The organism is Nocardioides maradonensis, from assembly GCF_054777115.1.
This window is the reverse complement of sequence record NZ_BAAHAZ010000011.1, coordinates 15,980-37,627: the sequence shown is the minus strand read 5'-3', so window position 1 is coordinate 37,627 and position 21,648 is coordinate 15,980. Positions and strand designations below refer to the sequence as shown.

Genomic DNA, 21,648 nt, shown 5'->3' with positions numbered 1-21,648 from the left:
TCCTCCTGGTGGGTTGTCCTTCCGTGTCACGAGGCCGTGAACATGCGAAGCAGGGATGGGGCGACGAGCAGGGCCATGAAGATGACGCCGAGCAGGGATCCGGGGATGGTCATGCGCTCGCCGACGGCGTTGGCCTGGGCGATCTCGCCGTTGAGCATCGCGGTACGCATGGCGGCGGAGCGGGCGCGCAGGGTGGCGTACACGCCAGCTCCTTCCTCACCGCCCAAGCGCATGATGTCGGCGAAGTCGTCCAGCTCGGGCAGTCCGAGCTCTGTTGCCAAGGTGTGCAGGGCGTCCCAGGGTGGCAGGCCGGACCAGCGGGATCGGGTCAGCTCCTCGGACAGTCGGGTGAAGACCCAGGAGTCGCCGACCTCGGCAGCGGCTTCCATGGCCTGTCGGACACCTATGCCGTTGTTGCGCTCGAGTGCGACCAGATCGATGTAGGCGCCGAGGGCTCGGGCGAACTCCAGCCGTGCCTTCCGGGCGTCGTCGTGGGCGTTGTAGTTCGGGATGAAGAACATGACCGCGGCGAGGGCGAGCGAGGCGAGAGCCGGGATCTGCAGCGGAACCCTCAGACCTAGGGCGTTGAACAGCGTGATGAGGCCGGGTGGGATCACGAGGCCGAGGCAAGCGAAGGTCAGCTTCTCGCCGTAGAACTGGGCCGTCGAGATGCGTAGCAGCGCGAGCTCGCGCGTCGGCGTACGGACCCAGATGCCCGGCGGGAGGACGCGCAGGCCCCACAGGCCGATGCGCTCCTTGCCCGTGCGCGCTGTCTGGGTGGCGGTGGCGGCGCGGCTGCGGGTGATGGTGATGCGGTCGAGTGCGTCGGTCAGGTCTGGCTCTGCGGGTAGGAGGCGGACGAGTAGCAGCGTGAGGCCGAGTCCGACGAGCCCACCGGCCACGATCGCCATTTGGAGTCCGGAGATCATGGCGCGACCCCTGAAACGCGGCTGAGATCGGTTCGCCGGTCGAGGAACCGGGGGAGCGGCTTGCCGGTCGCCATCCGCCGCATCCAGACGAGCGTTGCGACGTACGCCGAGAGCAGCACGATGAGGATGACCTGCCCGATCGGGCTCCCGTACGGCGTCACGTAGCTGCCGGACAGGGCGAGTATGACGAGGACGCTGGCGCTGATGACCGTCACCCAGCGTGCGGTGGCGCGCGGCTTGGCGCGGTCGGCCTCGACCTGACGTCGAGCGCGCACGTCGGCGGCGACCGACTCGGCCAGCCCTTCGAGGACGCTGGTCAGGCCGGCGCCCCGGCGGCGTGCGGCGAGGATGAGGTTGGCGGCGATCAGGTCGCCGGTCGCGTCGTCGAGCTCGTCGGCGAACGCCCGCAGCGCGGTCTCGGTGTTCCAGCGGGCGCGGAGCCTGCTCACGAGCCGGGTCACCTCCGGGTTGATCGGCCCCGGGGTTGAGCGCAGCGTGGTGACGAGCGCCTGCTCCAGTCCGATCCCGACGGTCAGCACCCCGGCCAGGGACCGGGTCCATTCCTCCATGGCTTCGAGCCGGTTGATCTGGGTCGCGGCCGGGGGAGCCGACAGCAGCACCGGGAGGCCGATCACCGCGATCGGGGCGATCGCGAGCGCCAGGATCCAGCCGGTGAGGAGCCAGCCGAGGATGCCGAGGCCGAGGCCGATCACGAGAAGCAGGCGCGTCCGCGAGTCGACGACGCGCCGGGGACGGCTCGGCTTCTTCGGGGTGACGGGAACGGGTCGGAGCCCGAAGGCGATGCCGAGGATTCCGACAGCGATCAGTCCGCCGGCAAGGCCGGGAAGCACGGGCGTCACGACGTACCTCCCAGTGGGCGGGTCTGGAGGTAGCCGGACAGGTCGAACCCGTGATGTGCGAGCGCGCGGTACTCGTCGGGCAGGACATCGGGGACGGCCACCCCTGAGCCGTCGGCACTGAACACATGTGTCGTTGCGTAGCCGGGATCCTTCTCCCCGGGCGCCAGGGCGATGATCTCCGCGACCCGGCGACTCCGATGCGCACCTCCGGGAACGGGTGTGGTCTCCATGCTGAGCTGGACGATCAGATCGACGGTCGCGGCGAGCTTGCTCGTCGCAAGTCCTTGGGTGATGTGCGGCCCGGCCTCCATCGCGCAGGTCACCAGCTTGCGGACCGCCGCAATGGCATCCGATGCATGGGTGGTGGAGATGGACCCGGTGCCGGACTCCATCGCCTTGATCATCGCCCAGATCTCCTTGCCGCGGATCTCGCCGATGATCTGGCGTGAGAGGTTGAATCGGAACGAGTCCACCAGCGCTTCATCGAGGGTGAACTCGCCCGCTTGACGTCCGTCCGGGCCTCGCTCACCAGATCCGGGACGGGCTTCCCAGGCATGGACGATCTGGTCGGGTCTGACCTCGTGCAGGTGGAGCTCGTACTCGGTCTCGAAGGTGCCGATCGCCTCCATCTGGTCGATCTCGGCACACAGTGCACGGACCAGGGTCGTCTTCCCGGCACCCTGGGCGCCGGCGACCACGATCGACTTCCGGGCGCGAACCGCGGCGCGCAGGAAGGAGGCCGCGACCGGCGTCATCATCTCCCGCGCCACCAGGTCATCGAGCGTGACGTGCATCAGCCGGTGTCGTCGAATCACGACCGAGGGCCGCGGCGTCACCCATGCCGCAGCCGCGAGGCGGGCGCCGCCGTCGAGTCGTAGGTGCAGGCGCGGCTGGGCCTCTGAGAACGAGCGGGCGTTGACCTCGCTGCGGGACGCGAGGAAGACCAGGAAGTCGATCAGTTCCTGGTCGGAGTCCGCCACCGGCGGCCCCTCGACCACGGTGCCGTCGATCAGCTCGAGCCGGACCCGGTCGTAGCCGACGATGATGATGTTCTCGATTCGGTCGTCATCGACCAACGGTTGAAGACGGCCGAGCCGAAACAGTGAGTCGAAGACCGCCTGAGCGGTCGCCTGTTGTCGAGCGGTGCTCCATGTGCGCTCGCCGGCGTTGGCGGCATCGGCCATGGCCGACTCGATCAGGTCCAGGACGATCGAGCGGCCGAGCTCCTGCTGGGCGTCCCGGTCGATCCGGGCACGGTCCGAGACGAGCGTCTGGCTCAACTGCTCGGAAGCCTGGGCACGCAGCGCGGCGACGAGTGACCAGTCGACCTCGTTGCTGGCTGTCGGCGGTGCCGTGACCGTCGCGCCGAGCGGCCGGGGCGTCGGCGCTGCTGTACCGGGTGGCTGGGTGAAGAGCGGCAGGTTCGACAGCTCGCCGTACTCGTTCATGTAGCGCCACGCCTCGGTCATCGTGTCGCCTCCTCGACCAGGGCGAACCGGCCGCGGGCGACCTTTGCCTGGATCGACTGGACCGCGCCCTGGAGGGCGCGCACGTAGGGCCCGGACTCGAAGTGTCGCGGCGGAGCCCCGCCCCGGTGGTAGACCGCTGCGGCCTCGGGATCGTCCGGGAGATCAGCCACCACCGGCATGCCGAGGACCTTGGACACCTCGGAGTCCCGGTACGGCCGGCCTTCGGCGACCAGCAGCAGGCCGGGGTGCCGCCACCCCTTGGCGGGCTGCCGAACGGCGTCGGCCCACGACCGGGCTGCTGAGATCGACGGCAATGTCGCGCGGGTCATCAGCAAGGTCAGGTCCGCGGACTCCAGGAGTGCCTGCGGTGATCCGGTCAGGCCGAGCCGGCCCGCGTCGACGATTACGTCCTGCCCATTGCCCTCGAGATCGGCGAGCGCGGTGGCCAGCGGCTCCCATATGTCGCGCAGCGCGGGTGCCTGCGCGTGCGTCCTCGTCCCAGCGACGAGGGAGACGGTGGGACTGAGTCGTCGTACGACGTCGCGCAGGGCATCGGCCACGCCCAGCGGTGACAGTGCGAGCTCGAGCAGGCCGGCGTCATAGGGCTCCGTGCCTTTCAAGAACCCTGCGAGGATCCCTGATCCGCCTGTCGGGTCGGCTTCGACGAGAAGCACCGGACGCGGCCAGCAGAACGCCAACCCGACCGAGGTGGTGGTGACACCTGGCGATCCCGAGGCCGAGGTCAGGCAGATGACGGCCATCACTGATCCTGGGAGTCGAGGACGAGGGCGACGTGCCCGGTCGCCGCGCGGGCGGCGAGGACGCTCGCGTCGGCGTACGGCACCAGGACGTTGACGACTGTGTTGCCGGTTGTGTCATCCAACGCAGTGTCGACCACAACGGCCGGCGTGAACGGTGTTGCGCCTGCGGCCGTGGCACCGCTGTCGCCTGGTGTGACGATGATGCGAACCTTGTCGCCACCACGCATCGGTAGGGCCGGTACCTGCGCCGGCGTGAGTGAGATCCCGACGACCGACTGGCCTTTCGGCGGTATCGGTGCGGTGCTCGTCGAGTCCGGCGTGAGGAGTCCGCCGGCGGAGATGTCGAGCGCTGCACGGTGGCCGATCACGCTGTCGTACGCCGAGGCAGGCAGTGGGGTGAGAGCCGGATCCCCGCTGATCCGGATCCGCTGGACGTCACCGGCCTGGATCACCTCTCCGCGATGGATCGTGTGCGTGGCGGCGAGGACCTCCTCGGTGTTGGTTGTCGCGCTCCATGCCCACGCACCGAGCAGGCATCCGAGCGCTGTGATCACGACCGCGATGACGACCAATGCTGGGCGCCGTCGGAGCTTGACCGGGGGAGTTGCAGGGGCCGGTTCCGGCGCGCTGATGTGGGGGCCGGGCTTCCGGTCCTCTCGGGCAGTCGTGGTCATCGTCGTCCCTCCCGCAGCGCTCGTTAGTCCACGAGCACCTGCGCCTCACCGATCCGGATCTGGGCCGAGCGGGTCAGGCCGTTGAGGCGGATCGTGCCGGTCTGTCCGGCCCCCGCCCAGGTGATGACCCAACTCGAGGTGGCGCTGACCGTGTAGGCCTGACTCGGCTCACGCGCGCTCGACAGCTCGTAGGTGTAGCCGCAGTCAGGCGAGTCCTTGCGCCCGTACTCCGGCTTGTACGGCGTGCCCGCCGTCTTGCAGACGATCTGGCTGCCGTCGCCCATATCCCAGGTGACGTCCAACAGTTTCGCCGTCGCCGTGACCGTCATGCCGCCGGCGCTCGCGCTGGAGGTGATCGGCCCGACGCTGTGGTCGCTGGGGTTCGCCGCCCACATCCACACTGGCATCCCGACCAGCCCGATGCTGCCGGGGCCGGGCTTGGGAGCGATGCCGATGTCTATGGACGTCAGCCCCATCTGCTTGACCGCGATCTGCGCGACCTCGCGGGGAGTCGGCCCGGTGCCCGAGTTCGGGGGCGGGTTCGGCGCCCAGATCATGATCAGGATGCCGGTCTGCGGCTGGCTGCAGTTGTAGACCGCGCCATCGCCGGGCTGGTGCCCCTGCCAGGCGGGATCGCCCGCGAGCGGCTGGGGAGTGACCGCGCTGATGTAGCAGTGATAGCTGTTCGACCAGTAGCCCCTCGTCGTCTTGCAGGGGACCGGTCCGGGCGGAGGGTTCGAGATCCCCTGCGAGGTGCCATCCCAGTAACAGGCCGCGCCGGAACCCGTGTCCTGCGGACCGCCGTTCGGCGTCCCTGGACTGCCTGGCTGGCCCGGAACCTCGACGGTGGTGACGCACAGGCCGGTGTACGGGTTGGTTTGGGTGCACGTTGTTCCGCCGCCACCTCCGGCGTACGACGAAGGTGGCGCGAGCGCGCTCAGGCCAAGGTAGAGGAGCGTGGCCGCCGCGAGGCGAATCAGGATTCCGCGCATGGCGCCTGCTTGAGGTCCTGACCGGACGCGACGCGCCAGCCGCCGTGAGGATCGGCGACGTACGTGTAGTTTGCGACGGTCAACCGAGTCCAGCCACGGTTCGGGCGGCTCCTGGAGATGATCGACGTCCCAATCGAATTGAGTACGTCGACATCGCTGACGTCCCAGCAGACGTCGATGACGACTGCGGGGACCTGGCCGGCCGAGGGATCCGAGTTGTCCAGGCTCACCGACTGGACCTTCGTGTCGGCGATGATCAAAGAGCCGGTCTGCCGTTCATGGCGTGCGTGCTGCTCTCGGAGCACGGTGCGCATCGCGCTCAGCTGAGTACTCGTCGCAACGGTGCTGAGCTTCGACAGGCTGCTCTTCGGATCGCGGCCGAGCTCGTCGAGAACGGAGTAATACGTCCTGACTGCGGCCGCAGCGTCATAGCTCGCTCGGGCTGAGGGCGACATCGGCGTGGCGCTCGTTGTCGGAGCCGTCGGCCTCGAGGTTGGGGTCGCATCCGTGGGCGACGGACTCGCGGCGTTGCTGCCGCACGCCGAGAGCACGGCCAGCAAAAGAATGCCGGTCGCCGACGAGATCAGCCCGAGTCGCTTCGTCATCTGCGGTTCCTGCTCCTTCGTGCCACTCGGCTCGAAGGCAGACGAGTCACATCCGCGGGCGGTGCGTACATCGTCTGCGCTCAGCCTAAACCTGATTGCGCCGGGAAGCGCCAGCCGATTCACAGGCGCTTCAGGGGACAGGTGCTCGGCGTCTCCCACCGCCCTTCCTCCGTCTCCTCCTCACTCCCTCCTTCTCCGCCCGCACTCCTCTCCTCTCCACCGCTCGCCACCACTCCTCACCCCTGCTCCTCTTTCTTCCTCCTCCACCCCACCCCATCTCGAGCTCACACGGTGTGCAGATCGAGGGGGCTGTGGATGAACGCGCGTACCTGAGGACTGTGGAACGGACGTGGCCGTGACGGTCTCGATGCGCAGGATGTCCGCGGGCATCGGCTACCAGTACCTGCTGCGCAGCGTCGCCGTGGGTGACGGCAGCCGCTCTCTGTCGACGCCGCTCACGCGCTACTACTCGGATGTGGGCACGCCGCCCGGCCGGTGGATGGGCTCAGGAGTGAGCGCCTTCGGCGAGGGGCAGATCGTGCCCGGCTTGGAGGTGACCGAGGACCAGCTAGCGCTGCTCATCGGCATGGACCGCGATCCGATCACCGGCGAGCAGCTCGGTCGCGCGTTCCCGACGTACAAGCGCTTGGCCGACCGGATCGGTGAGCGCGTCGCTGCGCTGGATCCCGAGATGACCCAGGAGGACTGCGCCGCCGAGACTGCACGCATCGAGGCTGAGGAGACGGCTCTCGGCATGCGTCATGCCGTCGCGGGGTTCGACCTCACCTTCAGCGTTCCCAAGTCTGTGTCGGTGCTCTGGGGCGTCGCCGACGCAGGGACCCAGGAGCGGATCATCGCCGCACACCACGCCGCTGTCGGCGACGTCCTCGAGTTCTTCGAGCGCGAGATCGCGGCGACTCGAGCGGGCATCTCGGACAGTGACGGCGCCGTCGCACAGGTCAGCGTCGCCGGGGTCGCGGCCGTGGCCTTCGACCACTTCGACTCCCGCGCCGGCGACCCTCAGCTGCACACCCACGTCGTCGTCTCGAACAAGGTCCTCACTCAGATGGACGGGCGCTGGCGAAGCCTCGACGGCCGGCCGGTCTTCGCATCGAGGACCGGGCTCTCGGAGCACTACAACGCTCTGCTCGCCGACCGGCTCGCCCGCGAGCTCGGCGTCGAGTGGGAGATTCGCCAGCGGGGAGCGGAGAGGAACCCGCGATGGGAGATCGCCGGGGTCAGCGACGAGTTGATCGCTGAGTTCTCGAGCCGCACCCGGCAGATCGAGATGAAGAAGGACGAGCTGATCGCGGAGTACGTCGCACGCCACGGCCGGCAACCCTCCGCCAAGGTCATCCTGGAGCTCCGTGCCCACGCGACGCTCGCGACGCGTCCGCCGAAGCAGATCCGTTCGCTCGTCGATCTCACTGCCGAGTGGCGTCGGCGTGCCTCAGAGCGAGTCGGCTGCGATGCCACGGCCTGGGCTTCGACGCTGCTGGGTGCAGGCGCCATGCCGTTGCGAATCGCCGACGTACCCCTCCAAGCGGTCGAAGCGATCGCCGCGGACGTCGTCGGTGCGGTGAGCGTCAAGCGGTCCGTCTGGAATCACTGGAACCTCATGGCAGAGGCGTCGAAGCAGACCATGGATCTCCGCTTCGCGACTACAGGTGACCGCGAGGCGGCCATCGCGATGGTCGTCGACGCGGCCCAGGCCCAGTCGGTAGCCCTCACCCCGCCGGAGCTGGCACTGAGCCCCGCCCGCTTCCAGCGTGAGGACGGAACCAGTGTGTTTCGCCCGCGGCACTCGGTGAAGTACTCATCCACGTCGATCATCGAAGCGGAGGAGCGGCTGTTGGCGCGCTCCGAGGCCAGCGGAGCGCCAACGGTGCGCTCGACCGTCACCGCACGCGTGCTTGCCCACTCGAAGGGACGCCTCAGCACACAGCAGCGGACCGCGCTGGAGAGCATCACGACATTCGGGCGGAAGCTCGACCTCCTGGTCGGGCCGGCGGGCGCGGGCAAGACGACCGCCATGCGTGCGCTTCGTTCGGTGTGGATCACCGAGCACGGGCGCGAGAGTGTCCTCGGGCTCGCGCCCTCGGCCGCCGCGGCTCAGGCCTTGGCTGACGACTTGGGCATCGCCTGCGACAACACCGCGAAGTGGCTGACCGAGTTCGACCTCAGGCGCACGAACCTCCGCGCGGGCCAGCTCGTGATCGTCGACGAGGCGACCCTGGCCAGCACAGCCACCCTCGACCGGATTACCGACATCGCTGAGTCCGCCGGCGCGAAGGTGCTGCTCGTCGGCGACCCGTATCAACTGCATTCCGTCGAAGCCGGCGGCGCCTTCTCGATGCTCGTGGACAGGCGAACGGACGCACCCGAGCTCACCGAGATCCACCGGTTCACGAACGCGTGGGAGAAGCACGCCTCGCTGGCATTGCGCCGCGGCGAGGTCGAGATCATCTCGACCTACGCGAGACAGAAGCGAATCCGCGAAGGACTCACGGACGAGATGCTCGACCAGGCGTACGAGGGATGGCGGACTGACACGAAAGCAGGCAAGGCCAGCATCCTCGTGACCGAGTCGTCGCACGCCGTTCGCGCGCTCAACGAACGGGCACGTGCAGAACGACTCCTGCTCGATGGCGCAGCGGACGGCCATGAGAGCGAACTCGGCGACGGCAGTCGCGCCTCCATCGGCGACATGGTGATCACCCGCCGCAACGACCGGACGCTCCACACGTCGGCCGGCGGCTGGGTGAAGAACGGCGACCGCTGGCGAATCGCCGACATCAGGCCCGATGGTTCCGTGGTCGTCGACCGTGTCGACCCGCGCCGACGGGGCAAAGCGGTGCTGCCTCGCGACTACGTGAGGGAGCACCTCGACCTCGGCTACGCCGTCACCGCCCACCGTGCTCAAGGCGTCACCGTCGACACATCCCATGTCGTCGTCACGCCGGGCACGACGCGGGAGAACCTGTACGTCTCGATGAGCCGCGGCCGCGAGTCGAACATCGCGTACGTCGCGCTCGACCAGCCCGACGACAGTCACACGACACCCGAGCCGGATGACGTCACAGCGCGAACGGTGCTCTTCGGCGTCCTCCAGCACAGCGGTGCCGGCATGGGCGCCCTCCAGACGATGGAGGCCGAGTTCGAGCTGCACGGCGGCATCGACCGCCTGGCCGCCGAGCTGGAGACAATCGCGGCCGACGCCCAGCATGATCGGTTCGCCGACCTGCTCGCACGGTCCGGGCTGTCGGCCGAACAGCACGCCGCGGTGCTCGAATCCGCTGCGTTCGGGCCGCTGACCGCTTCACTCCGCCGAGCCGAGGCCTACCACCACGACCTCGAGACGCTGGTGCCCCGCGTCGTCGGTCAGCATGGACTCGACGACGCCGCCGACATCGCAGCCGTACTTCGCTACCGCGTCGAGAAGGCAGCTTCCGGTAGGCCGCGTGGCTGCCGGCTCCGACCGTGCCTGATCGCCGGACTCATCCCCTTGCCGTTGGGGGAGATGAGGGTAGAGGACCGCCAGGCACTCGAGGAGCGGGTTCAGCTCATCGAGTCAAGGGCCCTCGCCCTGGCGACGGAGGCGGTCGCGTCACGCGAGCGCTGGACGCAGCGTCTTGGCGAGTTCCCGGCTGACCCCGGTGCTCGGACGGAATGGCAGGCGGTTGCGACGACAATCGCCGCGTATCGCGAGCGGTACCAGGTCACGTCGGATGCGCCGCTCGGTGGAGGGTCGTGGTGCGACGCGCAGGAGACCGAGCGACAATGTGCCCAGGCTGCGATGCGGTCCGCAAGTGCTCGTCAGGCGTTCAAGCCGCTGAACAGCCCATCGTTCGAGCCGACGGCTTCACCGATGATCGACACCCTGTCGAGGTAGATGTTTCGGTGCTCGCAGCTGGTTTCGGGAAGCAAGAGGCATGCATGGCACGCGGCCAAGTTGAGTCCGTCGCTGCCGGAGGGGCCGGACTCACAGCAGACCGGGTCGTTGGAACACCAGCTCGCCCGGCTCAATGCCGCGGTCACGGAGTCAGCCAACCGCTTCTCCGCTGCCAGCGCCGCGAGTCCTCCGAGGCTGCCCGCAGCATCAGACGAGGCGGTGTAGATGAGAAGACCGGACTGGCCCGGTTCCGCGTAGACCCGTTCCCGCAGTGATCCGATGGGATACCCGGCATCCAGACTCAGCTCTTGGAGCAGCGCGTGAGCAAAGGAGTGGATTGCGACGAAGCGTGCCGAGGGCGCCTCGACGACGGGTGCGCCGGACTCGGTCGCGCGCTGCCGTAGCGACTGGCTCAGCATTCCGTGGCGCCGTTCGGCCAGCTTCGTTCGCTCCCATCCAGCGACAGCGTCCTCGTCCAGCCTGACGAAGATCCCCTCACCGAGGACCTCGGTCGCTGGGAGCCAGTAGAGCGGCGTGGCGCTCAGCGGCGCGAGACGGGGGCTCGTGGTGTCGGTTGGCATCGGGGTGACCCGCGAGAAGCCCTGGAGCGCTCGCACCTCGCGCAGTCTCGTCGCCCTTGACACTTGACGGACGATTCCGCGAAGCCGGGCGTCGACGTCGACGGGCACGCACTGGAATGTGTCCAGTGCGCCGCCGTCGTTTCCGTCGATCAACGCCCGGTACTCCTCCTCACGGAGGTCCTTGTCCGTCGGCTGCGTTCCGGATTGGAGCCCCTTCCGTCCGCGAACGACTTCGATGATTCCATCCACAGAGTGGCCGCTTCGGCCAGCGATCATCCCGGGGAGTGCGGCGCGCAGCGCGTCTTCGGGGAGGTGCTCGAGGACCGTCCAGTGTTTGGTCACGAACTGAGCGTTCGGGCTCGACCACGGAGGAATGGAGATGGACGAGCGAACGGCGCCGAACCAGACGTTGGACGATCCGCGCTGGAGGGCGCGCAGCGGCTTGTCGCAGATCTCGTCGGGGGCACCGGGGAGCCAGGGGCGCTTGCCTCCGCATCGTTTGATCTCGGTGAGGGCGTTTCGATTGAAGGATCCGTCGAGGTCGTGGGCCGGAACACCGCACGAGCACCGGACGACGATGTCTGCAAGCGAAGACGAGGCTCCACGGGACTCAAGGCGCATCGTGTGGTCGCTACCGGAGGTGTCGGCGCCGCGGTGGACCCACTGGAAGTAGGGGAAGTCCTCGATGTGGCCGTTTTCGCAGCACGCCACGAAGCGTGAAGGGGTTAGATCGCGGGTGCAGTCTGGACACTCCATCTTCCTGGCGTCGAAGGCCCAGAAGCGGTCCAGGCGCCGGCATTCCGGGCAGTAGTGGAAGAGCGGGAAGCGCACGACCGGGACATCGCCGCTTCGTTTGCCGCTGGAAGGGGCCTTGAACGAGTGGACCCCCAGAGAGCGTGCGAGGCGCGGCTCTTCGACTGACGGAGACCACTTCTCGTCCCAGTCATCAGTGCCGCACACCATGAAGCTCTCATCGCCGGCCGGGTACAGCGACCCGACGCCATAGGTGGTGACGAGCTGGCTCTGTCGTGCCTTCGGGCGATCAGTGGTCGCCATTGCGCACCGCCTTCGTCTGTCGGTTGGAAACGATCTTGAGAGTGCTCTCCCGGTCTACGTTCCGGAGGGACATCAACGTCGGCCACGGCGGCTCGGCTGGGGGGAAGATCTCGGCCAGGGGCTCACCAGTCGACGAGTCCATCCCCGAACTGCCTGCTGGGATCATCAGTCCCTTGACCTCTGGTCCCTGCTGAGCCCAGCGTGGATATTGCAGTACGTCGGACTCCTCCACGGCCACTTGCCAGTGCTCGATCAGGCAGTCGAGGGCCTCTTGAACGTCTGCCGTGGAGGCAGGGTCCACCCGCTGGGCGCGGGTGATGACCACCTGTGCCATGTCGCCCAGAGCGTCGCTGTCGACAGGCACGTCTACTGCCTTGTCTCCGGCCGCACCCGACACCAGGTGCCTGGCAAGGATGACGAGAAGACCGTGAAGTCCACGATCGAGCGCCCTCGGAGCGAACGGCGTCGCACCGGTCGCCTCGACTTGGCGGTAGAGCGCGCGGTGGTAGGACGTGAACGACTCGTAATGAGACAGATCTCGCGAGCGCGACGCGTTGTACAGCGTGAACACCAGACCCGGGCGACTGCGCCCGACACGACTCGTGGCCTGGATGTACTCCGAGGTTGTCTGTGGCTGACCCATCACCGCCATCAGGCCGAGACGATCGACGTCGACACCGACCGAGATCATGTTGGTCGCAAGGACGATGTCCGGGGCGTTGGGATCGGGGAAAGCTGTCTGCAATGCGTCCAGTTCCTGAGGGATCTCGCTGGACTTCTTTCGGGACGTCAGCTCGCGTGGATCGCGCGTCTCCCGCAGGTCCGTTCCTCCACGGCGGGCAACGACCTTGACCCTGTCCCGAACGTCGTCGATCGATTGGATGTACGCGGCGCCGAGCACTCGCAGACTGTTGAAGTAGCCCAAGATCGTCCAGTAGGCGTCGCGGACGTCATCGGACGCATCGAGATCCTTGGCGGCCTGGAGAGCGGCTGCGTATGTGCGGATCAGGAGCGTGGCGTGACTCGCGCTTGGCGCCATGAGCCCGACGTACTGCCTCGTGCCTTTCACATCCGGTGCCGCGTCGACTGCGAAGAAGGAGTCGTCGGCGTCCACTCCGGGGGGCGGGAACTGGCGTGCATCACGATCGAAGACCGCCTTCACCTGGTCCGCGGCACGCCGGATGGTCGCAGTCGAAGCAACCAACTTCGGGCGCGCGCGTGTCTGAGGATCTGTGGCGAGTTCGTCGATCGCAGTCTCGTACAGTCCCACGAGCGTCCCGAGCGGGCCGCTGATCAGGTGCAGCTCGTCCTGAACGATGAGGTCCGGCGGCGCATCGTGCCTCGAGCCGAACAGTGCGCCGCTTCGCTCGCGCCAAGCGAGCATCGCGAACTTGTCGACCGTCCCGATCACCAAGGAGGGACGTACCGCGTACACCTGCGAATCGACGAGGTGCACCGGCAACCCGTCACCGGATGCAAACCGGCAGGTCGCGTTCGGGCAACGGACGGTTACCCGGTCTCGACGCGTATCCGCCTCGTAGTGCTCGGGTCCGAGCCTGGAACCGCACCACGGGCACCGCAGCAACTGAATCGGGTCGCCGAGATCACCGGGGTCCTCGCCGCCTTGACGCTTTCTGATCGCCTTCGCAGCGTCTTCGGTCTTGTTGGGTGTCGCGCCCTGCCCGACCCACAGACCGATGGAGAACGGCTCCCAATCGTCGTGTCCTGCCTCGCCGGTCCGCCAGTGTTCCAGCGCGCAAATGAGGCCGGAGGCGCGTTCGAACTGCTGCAGAGTCAGGAGTCGGAGCGTGTACCGCATCAGAACGCCCACCCCTGCGCCATTTCGGTCCGCGCCTGCGCCGCGAAGCCGTCGGTGGACTAGCGTGAACGCGATCAGGCCAAGGTACGCCTCGGTCTTGCCGCCGCCGGTCGGGAACCACAGCAGGTCGGCGAGATCGCGATCCGGGGAATGCGGGTCCGCGATTCCCTCGAGGTTCTGGAGGATGAACGCGATCTGGAACGGCCGCCATGCGCCGACGACGTCGCTCGGGGGAACGGTCAGACCTCGCCGCACCATTTCCTGCCGCGCGCGCTGCTGCTGCATCACAAGGTTCATGACCCGGAATGCCTCGGCTGCGTGCGCGTCACGGCGGAGTAGCTCGATACCGCGCCGCATGCGCGCGGCCGCCACCCTGGCGTCGGACAAATGACCGCGAGCGGTATCGGCGTGCGCCGTCGTCAGCGAAGGCAGCTTCTCGGCCTCCTCGTCGATCCACGACTCGTACTGCGCAACGAGACGTTCGAGCGCGGCGTTGGCGTCCGCCGACGCGAGGTTCGGCATTCCGAGCCCATGGACGTCGTCGCGATCAGCCTGAGCTAGCTGCAGATCGTGTGTGGGGAAGAACGTCGTGGCCACCTCCGAAACGACGTCGCCCTCGTCCCAGGTGACAGCAACGCCGTGCCCGACCGCGAGGTGCCGCTGCTTGCGGTAGAGCAGCTCGCCGCTGCGCTCGTCCGAGTCCATGTGAGCGAGCTCGCGGTCGGGCCTCCGGTCAGCTAGGGACCCATCGACGACCCGCACCCGAAGAGCGGGACGGAACCAGCACAGGCCATCGGACCGACCCTTCTCCGGCTTGCTGTGTGTGTTGACGAGCACCACCGTCACGTTCACGACTCCGTCGGTTGCGGGGCGCTGCACCATGCGCAATGCGAGGCCGTCGGCGACCTGCCTGGTGTCGGAACCCGGTCCCAGCTCGAAAGCCTCGATGACTGGCCCGACTGCAACGCGTCGCCAGTCGGTGACCCGCTTGCCGTATGCGCGAGTTGCCACCCCGGTGGTCTCGGTCGCGCCTTCCGCCGGCTGCTCCAGCGGTTCGTACCGATCGGCGACGACCTGGACCTCGAAGCCGGTAGCGTCCGCGGTCATGCCGAAGGTCAAACCCATCGTCGACGGGTAACGCAGGTGTGCGAACGACACGCCTGGGTCGAAGTCTGCGTCCGGGGCGGTGCCGCCTTCGCTGTCAGGTTCCTCGTCGGCGACCTCGACCGGCGCGGCCGCTCCGTCGGCGGTGCGGGGGTGGAGGATTCCAACAATGAATCGCTCCAGCGGCTCCTCGTCCAGGCGATCGTCCGTCTCCGCGCCGTAGAGGTCGGCAACGACCGCGTCGACCATCCGAGCACGGGCTTCGTACCAAGGGTCGAGCTTGCTCATTCGGTTGATCCGTTCCAGTCGAGGGTGAGAAGTCCGGTGACAATCGGTGCGAGGTAGAGGCCGTGACGCCACGACGAATCCGACCGAGGATCTGATGCATAGGTGGCGATGGCCTCGACCTCAGCGCCGTAGAGGCCCGGCCACGTGCCTCGTCGTCGTTCGAGGGTCCCGATGCGGCTGGCCAGATCCTCGCCGAAAGTCCGAGATGTGCGAGCGATCGTCATCCCGTTGTGGATGACCGCGTAGACCGGGAACTCCAAGGTCGACGCCTCAACATCGATCCGCAGATCCAAGTCAGCGCCCGCCACGACTTCCGCCTCTATCTGCGCCTGGCTGGGCGCGGGATCGTCGAAGACCGGCTCGATGTCGCCGACGCCGATCTCGGTGCCGAACGTCATCCAGGGCTTATGGCCGCCAACGATCCACCGAGCTCGCTGAGTTCCAGGATTCGTGGCCAGCCGGAGGTCTCGATCATCGGGGCCGTCCGCACGGACAAGGTGGCTCCGCGCTCGGCTGAGCGCGACGAACTGGGTGCGGCGAGCCCCGTCCACGTCGCTATCAGCCGCGATGCGACCCCGCGAGGGGAAGTCGAGCAGGACAACGTTGTCGAACTCGAGGCCCTTGGACCGGTGAACGGTCGACACCACGACGTCCGCCGAGGGCCGCTGCGTCAGGTCGGGAAGGAGGCGGCGGCCGGCTCGCAGGCGGTTGGCGATAGAGCTGACCGTGATCTCGGTGCCGCGAGCGTCGGTGAGGCTTCTGAGGGCACGCCAGGCGTCGGCCGCATTGATGTCTGGATGCCTCTCGGAGATCAGCTTTTCGAAGCCCGCTTTGCCGACGCTGTCGGTCGTCGAGTCGCCCAACGTCGCCGCGATCCACCCGGCAGCGACCTGGTGATGGGCGCTTCGTCGGATCTCCACAACCATGCCGAGGCGTCGAAGGACGCCAGCCGTCGCCAGTGCCTGGCCGTTTGTCGATGTGAGCAGCGCCGTTGTTCCTGACCAGCCTCGAAGGAGATCGACGGCTTCTTCGAGGCGGCCGAGGTGAACGAGCTCGGCGAAGAAGTCCTCCATCTCTGTTGCATCCCCGTCGGGAAGGGCTGCGTCGCGCAATCGCATGGCGGCCCGAGCATCGCGACTCGCGGCGCGATACTGACCCGTCAGTTGGCGCAGCGCCGGGGCATGGGCCGCGGTTACCGATTCCAGGAGTTGCGCCGCGGTGGTCGTCGAAGCAGGCGCGCGGCCGCTGCCGGGCGGCCGAAGCTGAAAGTCGTAGATCCCCTGAGCCGGATCCCCCAGGAGGCTGAATCCTGCATCGGCCGGGATGGCCGCGATGATCGCCAGCAGGAAGTCTGCGCGCACCCCGACAACGTCCTGGACCTCGTCGACGATGAGATGCTGAAGGTCGCTGATCCGTTCCCATCCGTCGATCTCCAAGAGCCGCGTGGCTTCTACGACTCTGCCGTCGAAGTCCAAGTCTTCGTGGTCTTCGGTGGCAAGGTCTCTCAGCAAGGAGGAAGCCAGCGAATCCAATGTCTGGACTGACACCGGTGCGGCGCCGTGGGCTCTCAGCCTGCTTTCCGCGGCGTGGACTGCGGCATTCGAGAAACTGATCACGAGGAGTCCGTCGAGATGATCGACGTCCTCCTCTTCCGTGAGGTGCTCGATGAGTGCGGACACCACCTCGGTTTTGCCCGAGCCCGGGCCGGCTATCACGATCTGGCGTTCTTCTGGGTCGATCTGGACGGTCGCGCGCTGGCTGTCGTCCAGCGAGACCTCGGTCATCGCTTGGTCCAGAGGTACTCGAACTCCCGAAAGGCGAGCAGATCGCCGTACTGCTGGAAGTTGTCCTGGACGTTCACGATCAGCACTTCCTCCGAACCGCCGTTCTTGGGACCGCGAAGCCCGCGACCGATCATCTGCTGGTAGACGTTCGGGCTGAAGGTCGGCCGCGCGACGTAGACGGCTTGGACCTTGGGTGCGTCGAAGCCCTGCGTCAGAACGTTGAAGTTCGTCAGAACCCTGATGCGCCCTGCCTTGAACTCCTCCACGTAGTGGCGTCGTGCCGCCGTCTCGGTGTCCGCAGAGACTGAAACGGCTGGGATCCCTTGATGCGAGAGCAACGCCGCGAGCACTCGGGCGTTCTCCACAGACGGCGCAAACGCCAGTACCGTCCAGTCGTCGGGGAGCGCCGCAATGGAATCGACGACCTTCAACGTCCGCGTCAGGTTTGCGCCGAGGCGCTCGGCCACAGCCGGAGGCAGTCGCTTCATCTTCTCGATCTCGGCGATGTCGGATGCGGTCAGCTCGGCGTCGCTGCCATCGAGGATCCGGTGTTTGACCTGAGCGAGCACGCCCATGTCCTGGAGCTCCTCGTAGGGGTCCTCCTTGACGAAGGCACCGCGGTCCAGCCGGTTCCCGAGGTACCTGCCCGCCAACCGTTCGGTCTCGTCGACCGAGGTGCCGCGGAACGGCGTTGCCGTCAGACCGATCAGAGGCTTGCGAACCTCTCCCTTGCGCGGTCGCGCGCCACGCCCGAGCCAGTCCAACACGCGCGTGTAGGACGAGGCGATCGACGTGTGAGCCTCGTCAATGACGATCACCGAAGGTTGCCTCAGCCAGTCGTACTCGCCGTTGGATCGCGAAACCAGCGAATTGAGCTTGTCCACGGTGGCGATGACGAGTTGGAACGTCCCGGGTTCCTCGGGCACTTCGTTGTTCGCCCACAGGCGGCCGAGACGCATCGGGACCTGGGGCCCGATGGCTCTCCACACGTAGGTCCAGGTCTCAGCAGCCTGCTCGCAAAGCTCGTCGGTCTGGGCGATCCAGATCTGAGGGACGCTCGCAGGGACGTCACCCTCCCTAACTGCATTCACAAGCGCCTGCACCGTGACGCGCGTCTTGCCCGCGCCCGTGGGCAGGGACACCATCCCGCGCTCGTTCCCCACGCCTCGGAGCATGCTCTTGATGCGATCGGTGACGAAGTCTTGATAGTCGTGCAAGGGGCTGAGAATCGCAGGCCCGTCGATTACCTCCACCGCAGCGCGGCTGCTCCCAGGGAAGCCCGCCCAGTCGGAGGGAAATCCGTGGTCGTGGACCCATTGGCGGGTGCGATGCCGTCCCGTCCACTCGCGTGGCGGCTCGAGACCGCGTTCTTCGAGGGCGGGACGGAGCTGCTTGAGAATGGCGACGCCATGCACAGAGCGCGCCAACGAAGCGACGTCGGTAGGACTCGCTCCACCGGTCGCGCCATCGAGAACTTCGAGCGCCTGAGCAGGCACACACCTGCGGAGCGCGTCGACACCAACGGCGACGACTAGTTTCTCGTCGTCCGACTTCGCCTTCTTGATCTCAGCCCGCAGCTTGTTGGTGGCGGTTCGCTCCATCTGCTGCAGGACCTTGGCAATGGCTGCCGCATCCATGCCGAGGCCGAGCACACCCGAGACCTGAGCGATCTGCTCGGTCGGTCTGGTGGCGGTCACCAGGATGGCGTCACCGTCGCGGCGCGCTTGGATCGGCGACGCTACCTGCCCACGGGGCGTCGAGATCATCTTGACGAGCCTGGAGACCGGTTGGAGTCGGAGGTCTTGGTCGGCCGGATCGAGCCGAAGCTTCAACGGCGGGTAGATATCGGTCAAGAAGACGGCTTCACCCGATGTCTCAGCGACGATCTCTTCCTGAAGGAGATCCTTGCCGCGGGGCATGCCCCACGTCTCAATGAAGCGTTCGGCGTCGTCTGCCACGGCGGCGAACAAGACGGGGATTTGGGCTTCCACCATTGATTCGTGCACGGCAACCTCGGCAGTCACACCGATGTTCTTCGTCTCCACTGACTGGAGTTGCCGGCCGACCCTGACGACGAGCGAATCGCATTCGATGCGTCCTGGCAACCAGGCATAAAACGCGGTCCGACGCTCGTCGTCTTCCGGACCTCGCCAGGTGTCTGCAACGGCTTTCAGTTCGCGCCAGTCCGCCGCGCTCAACGTCTCCAGGTCGCGTTCGATCCCCAGCGCTCTGGCCCACGCATCCGACACATCGACTGCGGGCAAGATCGACGGGTCGATGTTCTCGCTGGCCAGCAGTGTGGAATTTGGACGTCGGACCCCGAACTCCGTACGAAGCAGCCCGTGCTTCCGTAGGAACCACACCTCAGGCGGAACAACGTTATAGCTGCCATAGCTGGCGTTCGACGAATGCTGCACGCGCCAATCGGCGCTCACGGGACGTGACATCAGGTGCTCGGTCGCGGCGACGAGTCCCTCGGGGCTCAGCGTCCGAAGCGGGGTCAGCGGCCACGGAGGAGGTGCACCCTCGGTCCCGGCCGATACCTGGACCTTCGTCAGATCCGGCCGGCTACCACCTCGTGGCTGGGCGTTGATGAATGCCTCGCGCATGTCGTCCTCGTACACCGCGAACCATGACTCGGTCGGCGCATGCATCCGCCACACGGGGGCGTCGACTGCGTCCAACTCGTGCAGAAGATCTTCATCTTGCGCATGGAAGTGCGGGTCGATCAGACGGTCGCGATCCCGGCTTCCGTCGGCCGGAATGATCCTGCCTGCTAGGAACGCCTGCGGAATCGGCAGCCATGTGCCAGCAGCAGTCCGAACTCTTATGTGACTCAGCAGGTCTTGCCCGAGGTCCTCACGCAGAATCTGGAGTGCAGTGTCACGCGGCAGGTCACGAAGCACAGCCCAGATGGCCGACCAGACGGTGCCGGGCGACTTTAGAGCCGCGGGGGTCTTCGCCTCGGCGAGTAAGCGGCGTAGCTCTCCGCTCCTGTCCATGACGACAATGCCGAGCTGGCTCAACGCTTCGCGCACCGCGGGCAGCGCCGCGAGTGCGGGGTCGACGAAATCGACGTCGGAGGTCGTGTCACCAGGAACACGCACGAAGACTCGGCCCTTTGCGGGCGCACGGAATTCGCCGTTCTCAAGGCGGATGATCTTCGCGCTACGAACGCTGGCGGCGGCGTTGCGGATTTTCACCTCGGACGAGGCTCCAGCGTCCATCGCAACCCTGGCGGCGAGAAGGATCGCCTCAGCAGACGCCTCAACGGTCCCGGGGGCGACGAGCGACTCCAGCCACTCGTCGATGCCCGACTGAGTCGGAGCATCCGACGATCCGCGCTCGTGCTGCATCAATCGCACGATCTTGTTGCGACGCTCGGGACTCGAGTAGGCGTTGGGGTGCAGCCACTTCTCGAGAGGCGCGTCCTTGATCCGCGCCCAGTGCTCGAGCCATTCCGTCGGTGCGTCGCCGATCCACTTGACGTCGGCAGGCGGGCGGAGAGTATTGGTGCCGTCAGGAAGGGACGCCACCCGTCGAAGCTCCCTGAAGATCGGATCGTTTATCTCCCGATCAACCCAGTTCCGGGATTCGAGTCCTCGTGCGGGCATCGCGTCCAGGGCGGAGACGGCATCGTTCGTGCCGCTGAGGATCTGCAGCGCTTGGCCCACGAGCCGTGGAAGCTTCTCGAGCAACTCGATGTTGAACCCACCCTCGAGGAGGCCGGTCCGATCGTCACTCAGCTTCCACGGAGCGTTGATGAGCCCGGTGAGCGTGGTCTCGAAGTTGGTGGGGAAGTAGGCCCAGAAACGGCCCAAGCGGCTGGAACCCGGCGGGATCGGCAGGGCGTACTGAACTTCCACTTGCTGACGGGACGCAACATGGCCGCCCTCTCGGCGAGCCGAGCTGCTGGGGACGTGCATCGCGCGCTTCACGACCCAACGGGCCGATACTCCGCCAGACTTGAGGATCACAGAGCCATCCGTGACCGCTTCTTGACTGATCGATCGATCGGATGGTCGACCTGAGGTTCCCTGCTTCGCAGCAGGGTCCGACTCGGCGAGGTTCCTGAGCCGCGCGCGCTTGATGTGCGGCGAGAAGAGGATGAACTCCGCCGGGAAGTCGTAGAGCCGGCGCGAGATCGTCTCGTATGAGACCGCGAGAGGCACGACGACGACTGTGCTGGCCCACTCCATGAGTTCGCGGAGGTTGTCGTCTCGCGCCGAGCCCTCCGCGATCGGGTCGAGTGAACGAGCCAAGCGCATCGTCGGGTACTGGGCGAACTCGTATCCCTCGTCCTTCAGAGTCTCGGTGGCCCAGGCCTTGTCGAAGCCGAACGAGACAGTGCGGCTGAAGACGCGGGGACTGGTCGAGACCGCCAGAACAGACTTGAAACCGATGCCGAACTTCCCGATCTTGTCGTCGTCCTTGGACGAGATGTCGGACGCCATCACCGACCGAAGCCCGCGCTCGTCGAACGGTTCACCGTCGTTGGCGACATACAGGGTGTCCTTCGTCAGAAGGACCTCGACCCGCTCGCCGCCCTTGCGCGCGGCGTCGACCGCGTTCTGCAGGAGCTCCTCAAGCTGTCGAGTGGCGTACCCGCCCTCCGAGATTCGACGCTCGTTGTTCGCGTCCTGGAGCACACGGCTCGGGTCTTCGGCGTAGACCTTGAGGCATACGTCGGTTTGCTCCCAGACAACCTTGGCAAGGCCATCCGCCCCGCGCTCCCAACCCTTCACCGCAACCCCATCGTCAGACGACACCCGAGCCGGTTGAACCGCCCGTCGACCGACGTTGCGAATCTAGGGGATACCACCGACAGAAACTG

Annotated in this window: 12 protein-coding genes; 1 reads left to right on the top strand and 11 read right to left on the bottom strand. The window is 66.9% G+C overall.

From position 1 onward, the window contains the following. Nucleotides 1-26: 26 nt before the first annotated feature. From ACYVAQ_RS14230 to ACYVAQ_RS14200, 7 genes are all read right to left on the bottom strand, one after another. Entirely contained in the window at nucleotides 27-929 is a 903-nt protein-coding gene (locus tag ACYVAQ_RS14230; RefSeq protein ID WP_460790663.1) for a type II secretion system F family protein, read from the bottom strand. Beyond that, nucleotides 926-1,789, bottom strand: coding sequence for a type II secretion system F family protein (locus ACYVAQ_RS14225; RefSeq protein WP_460790661.1), 864 nt, complete (start codon nucleotides 1,787-1,789; stop codon nucleotides 926-928). Before ACYVAQ_RS14225 ends, ACYVAQ_RS14230 begins: the two co-directional genes overlap by 4 nt. Then, the gene (locus ACYVAQ_RS14220) at nucleotides 1,786-3,258 is read right to left on the bottom strand and encodes a CpaF family protein (RefSeq protein WP_460790659.1); all 1,473 of its coding nucleotides are present in this window, start codon (nucleotides 3,256-3,258) and stop codon (nucleotides 1,786-1,788) included. The genes ACYVAQ_RS14225 and ACYVAQ_RS14220 overlap by 4 nt, the downstream gene beginning before the upstream one ends. Continuing rightward, nucleotides 3,255-4,019: a MinD/ParA family ATP-binding protein gene (locus ACYVAQ_RS14215; RefSeq protein WP_460790657.1), complete on the bottom strand. Its 765-nt coding sequence runs from the start codon at nucleotides 4,017-4,019 to the stop codon at nucleotides 3,255-3,257. The genes ACYVAQ_RS14220 and ACYVAQ_RS14215 overlap by 4 nt, the downstream gene beginning before the upstream one ends. Continuing rightward, on the bottom strand, nucleotides 4,019-4,573 hold the full coding sequence (locus ACYVAQ_RS14210; protein ID WP_460790655.1) for an SAF domain-containing protein: 555 nt from the start codon (nucleotides 4,571-4,573) through the stop codon (nucleotides 4,019-4,021). The genes ACYVAQ_RS14215 and ACYVAQ_RS14210 overlap by 1 nt, the downstream gene beginning before the upstream one ends. A gap of 143 nt (nucleotides 4,574-4,716) precedes the next feature. Beyond that, nucleotides 4,717-5,685 carry a hypothetical protein gene (locus ACYVAQ_RS14205; protein ID WP_460790654.1) on the bottom strand — a complete coding sequence of 323 codons (969 nt, stop codon included), beginning with the start codon at nucleotides 5,683-5,685 and terminating at the stop codon, nucleotides 4,717-4,719. Beyond that, nucleotides 5,670-6,290 carry a hypothetical protein gene (locus ACYVAQ_RS14200; RefSeq protein WP_460790651.1) on the bottom strand — a complete coding sequence of 207 codons (621 nt, stop codon included), beginning with the start codon at nucleotides 6,288-6,290 and terminating at the stop codon, nucleotides 5,670-5,672. The genes ACYVAQ_RS14205 and ACYVAQ_RS14200 overlap by 16 nt, the downstream gene beginning before the upstream one ends. Nucleotides 6,291-6,639: 349 nt before the next feature. On the opposite strand from ACYVAQ_RS14200, the gene mobF reads away from it, so the two are divergent. Continuing rightward, nucleotides 6,640-10,182, top strand: a complete 3,543-nt coding sequence (mobF, locus tag ACYVAQ_RS14195) for a MobF family relaxase (RefSeq protein ID WP_460790649.1) — start codon at nucleotides 6,640-6,642, stop codon at nucleotides 10,180-10,182. Here the strand turns inward: mobF and drmB are convergent. The 4 genes from drmB to ACYVAQ_RS14175 are packed head-to-tail and all read right to left on the bottom strand — an operon-like array spanning nucleotide 10,107 to nucleotide 21,559. Next, a complete protein-coding gene (gene drmB / locus ACYVAQ_RS14190) occupies nucleotides 10,107-11,819 on the bottom strand; it encodes a DrmB family protein (protein WP_460790647.1) in 1,713 nt (570 codons plus the stop codon). The genes mobF and drmB overlap by 76 nt on opposite strands. Next, a complete protein-coding gene (locus ACYVAQ_RS14185) occupies nucleotides 11,806-15,030 on the bottom strand; it encodes a helicase-related protein (RefSeq protein ID WP_460790644.1) in 3,225 nt (1,074 codons plus the stop codon). The genes drmB and ACYVAQ_RS14185 overlap by 14 nt, the downstream gene beginning before the upstream one ends. Then, nucleotides 15,027-16,814: a UvrD-helicase domain-containing protein gene (locus ACYVAQ_RS14180; RefSeq protein ID WP_460790642.1), complete on the bottom strand. Its 1,788-nt coding sequence runs from the start codon at nucleotides 16,812-16,814 to the stop codon at nucleotides 15,027-15,029. Before ACYVAQ_RS14180 ends, ACYVAQ_RS14185 begins: the two co-directional genes overlap by 4 nt. Then, entirely contained in the window at nucleotides 16,811-21,559 is a 4,749-nt protein-coding gene (locus ACYVAQ_RS14175; protein ID WP_460790640.1) for a DEAD/DEAH box helicase, read from the bottom strand. Before ACYVAQ_RS14175 ends, ACYVAQ_RS14180 begins: the two co-directional genes overlap by 4 nt. Nucleotides 21,560-21,648: the final 89 nt, after the last annotated feature.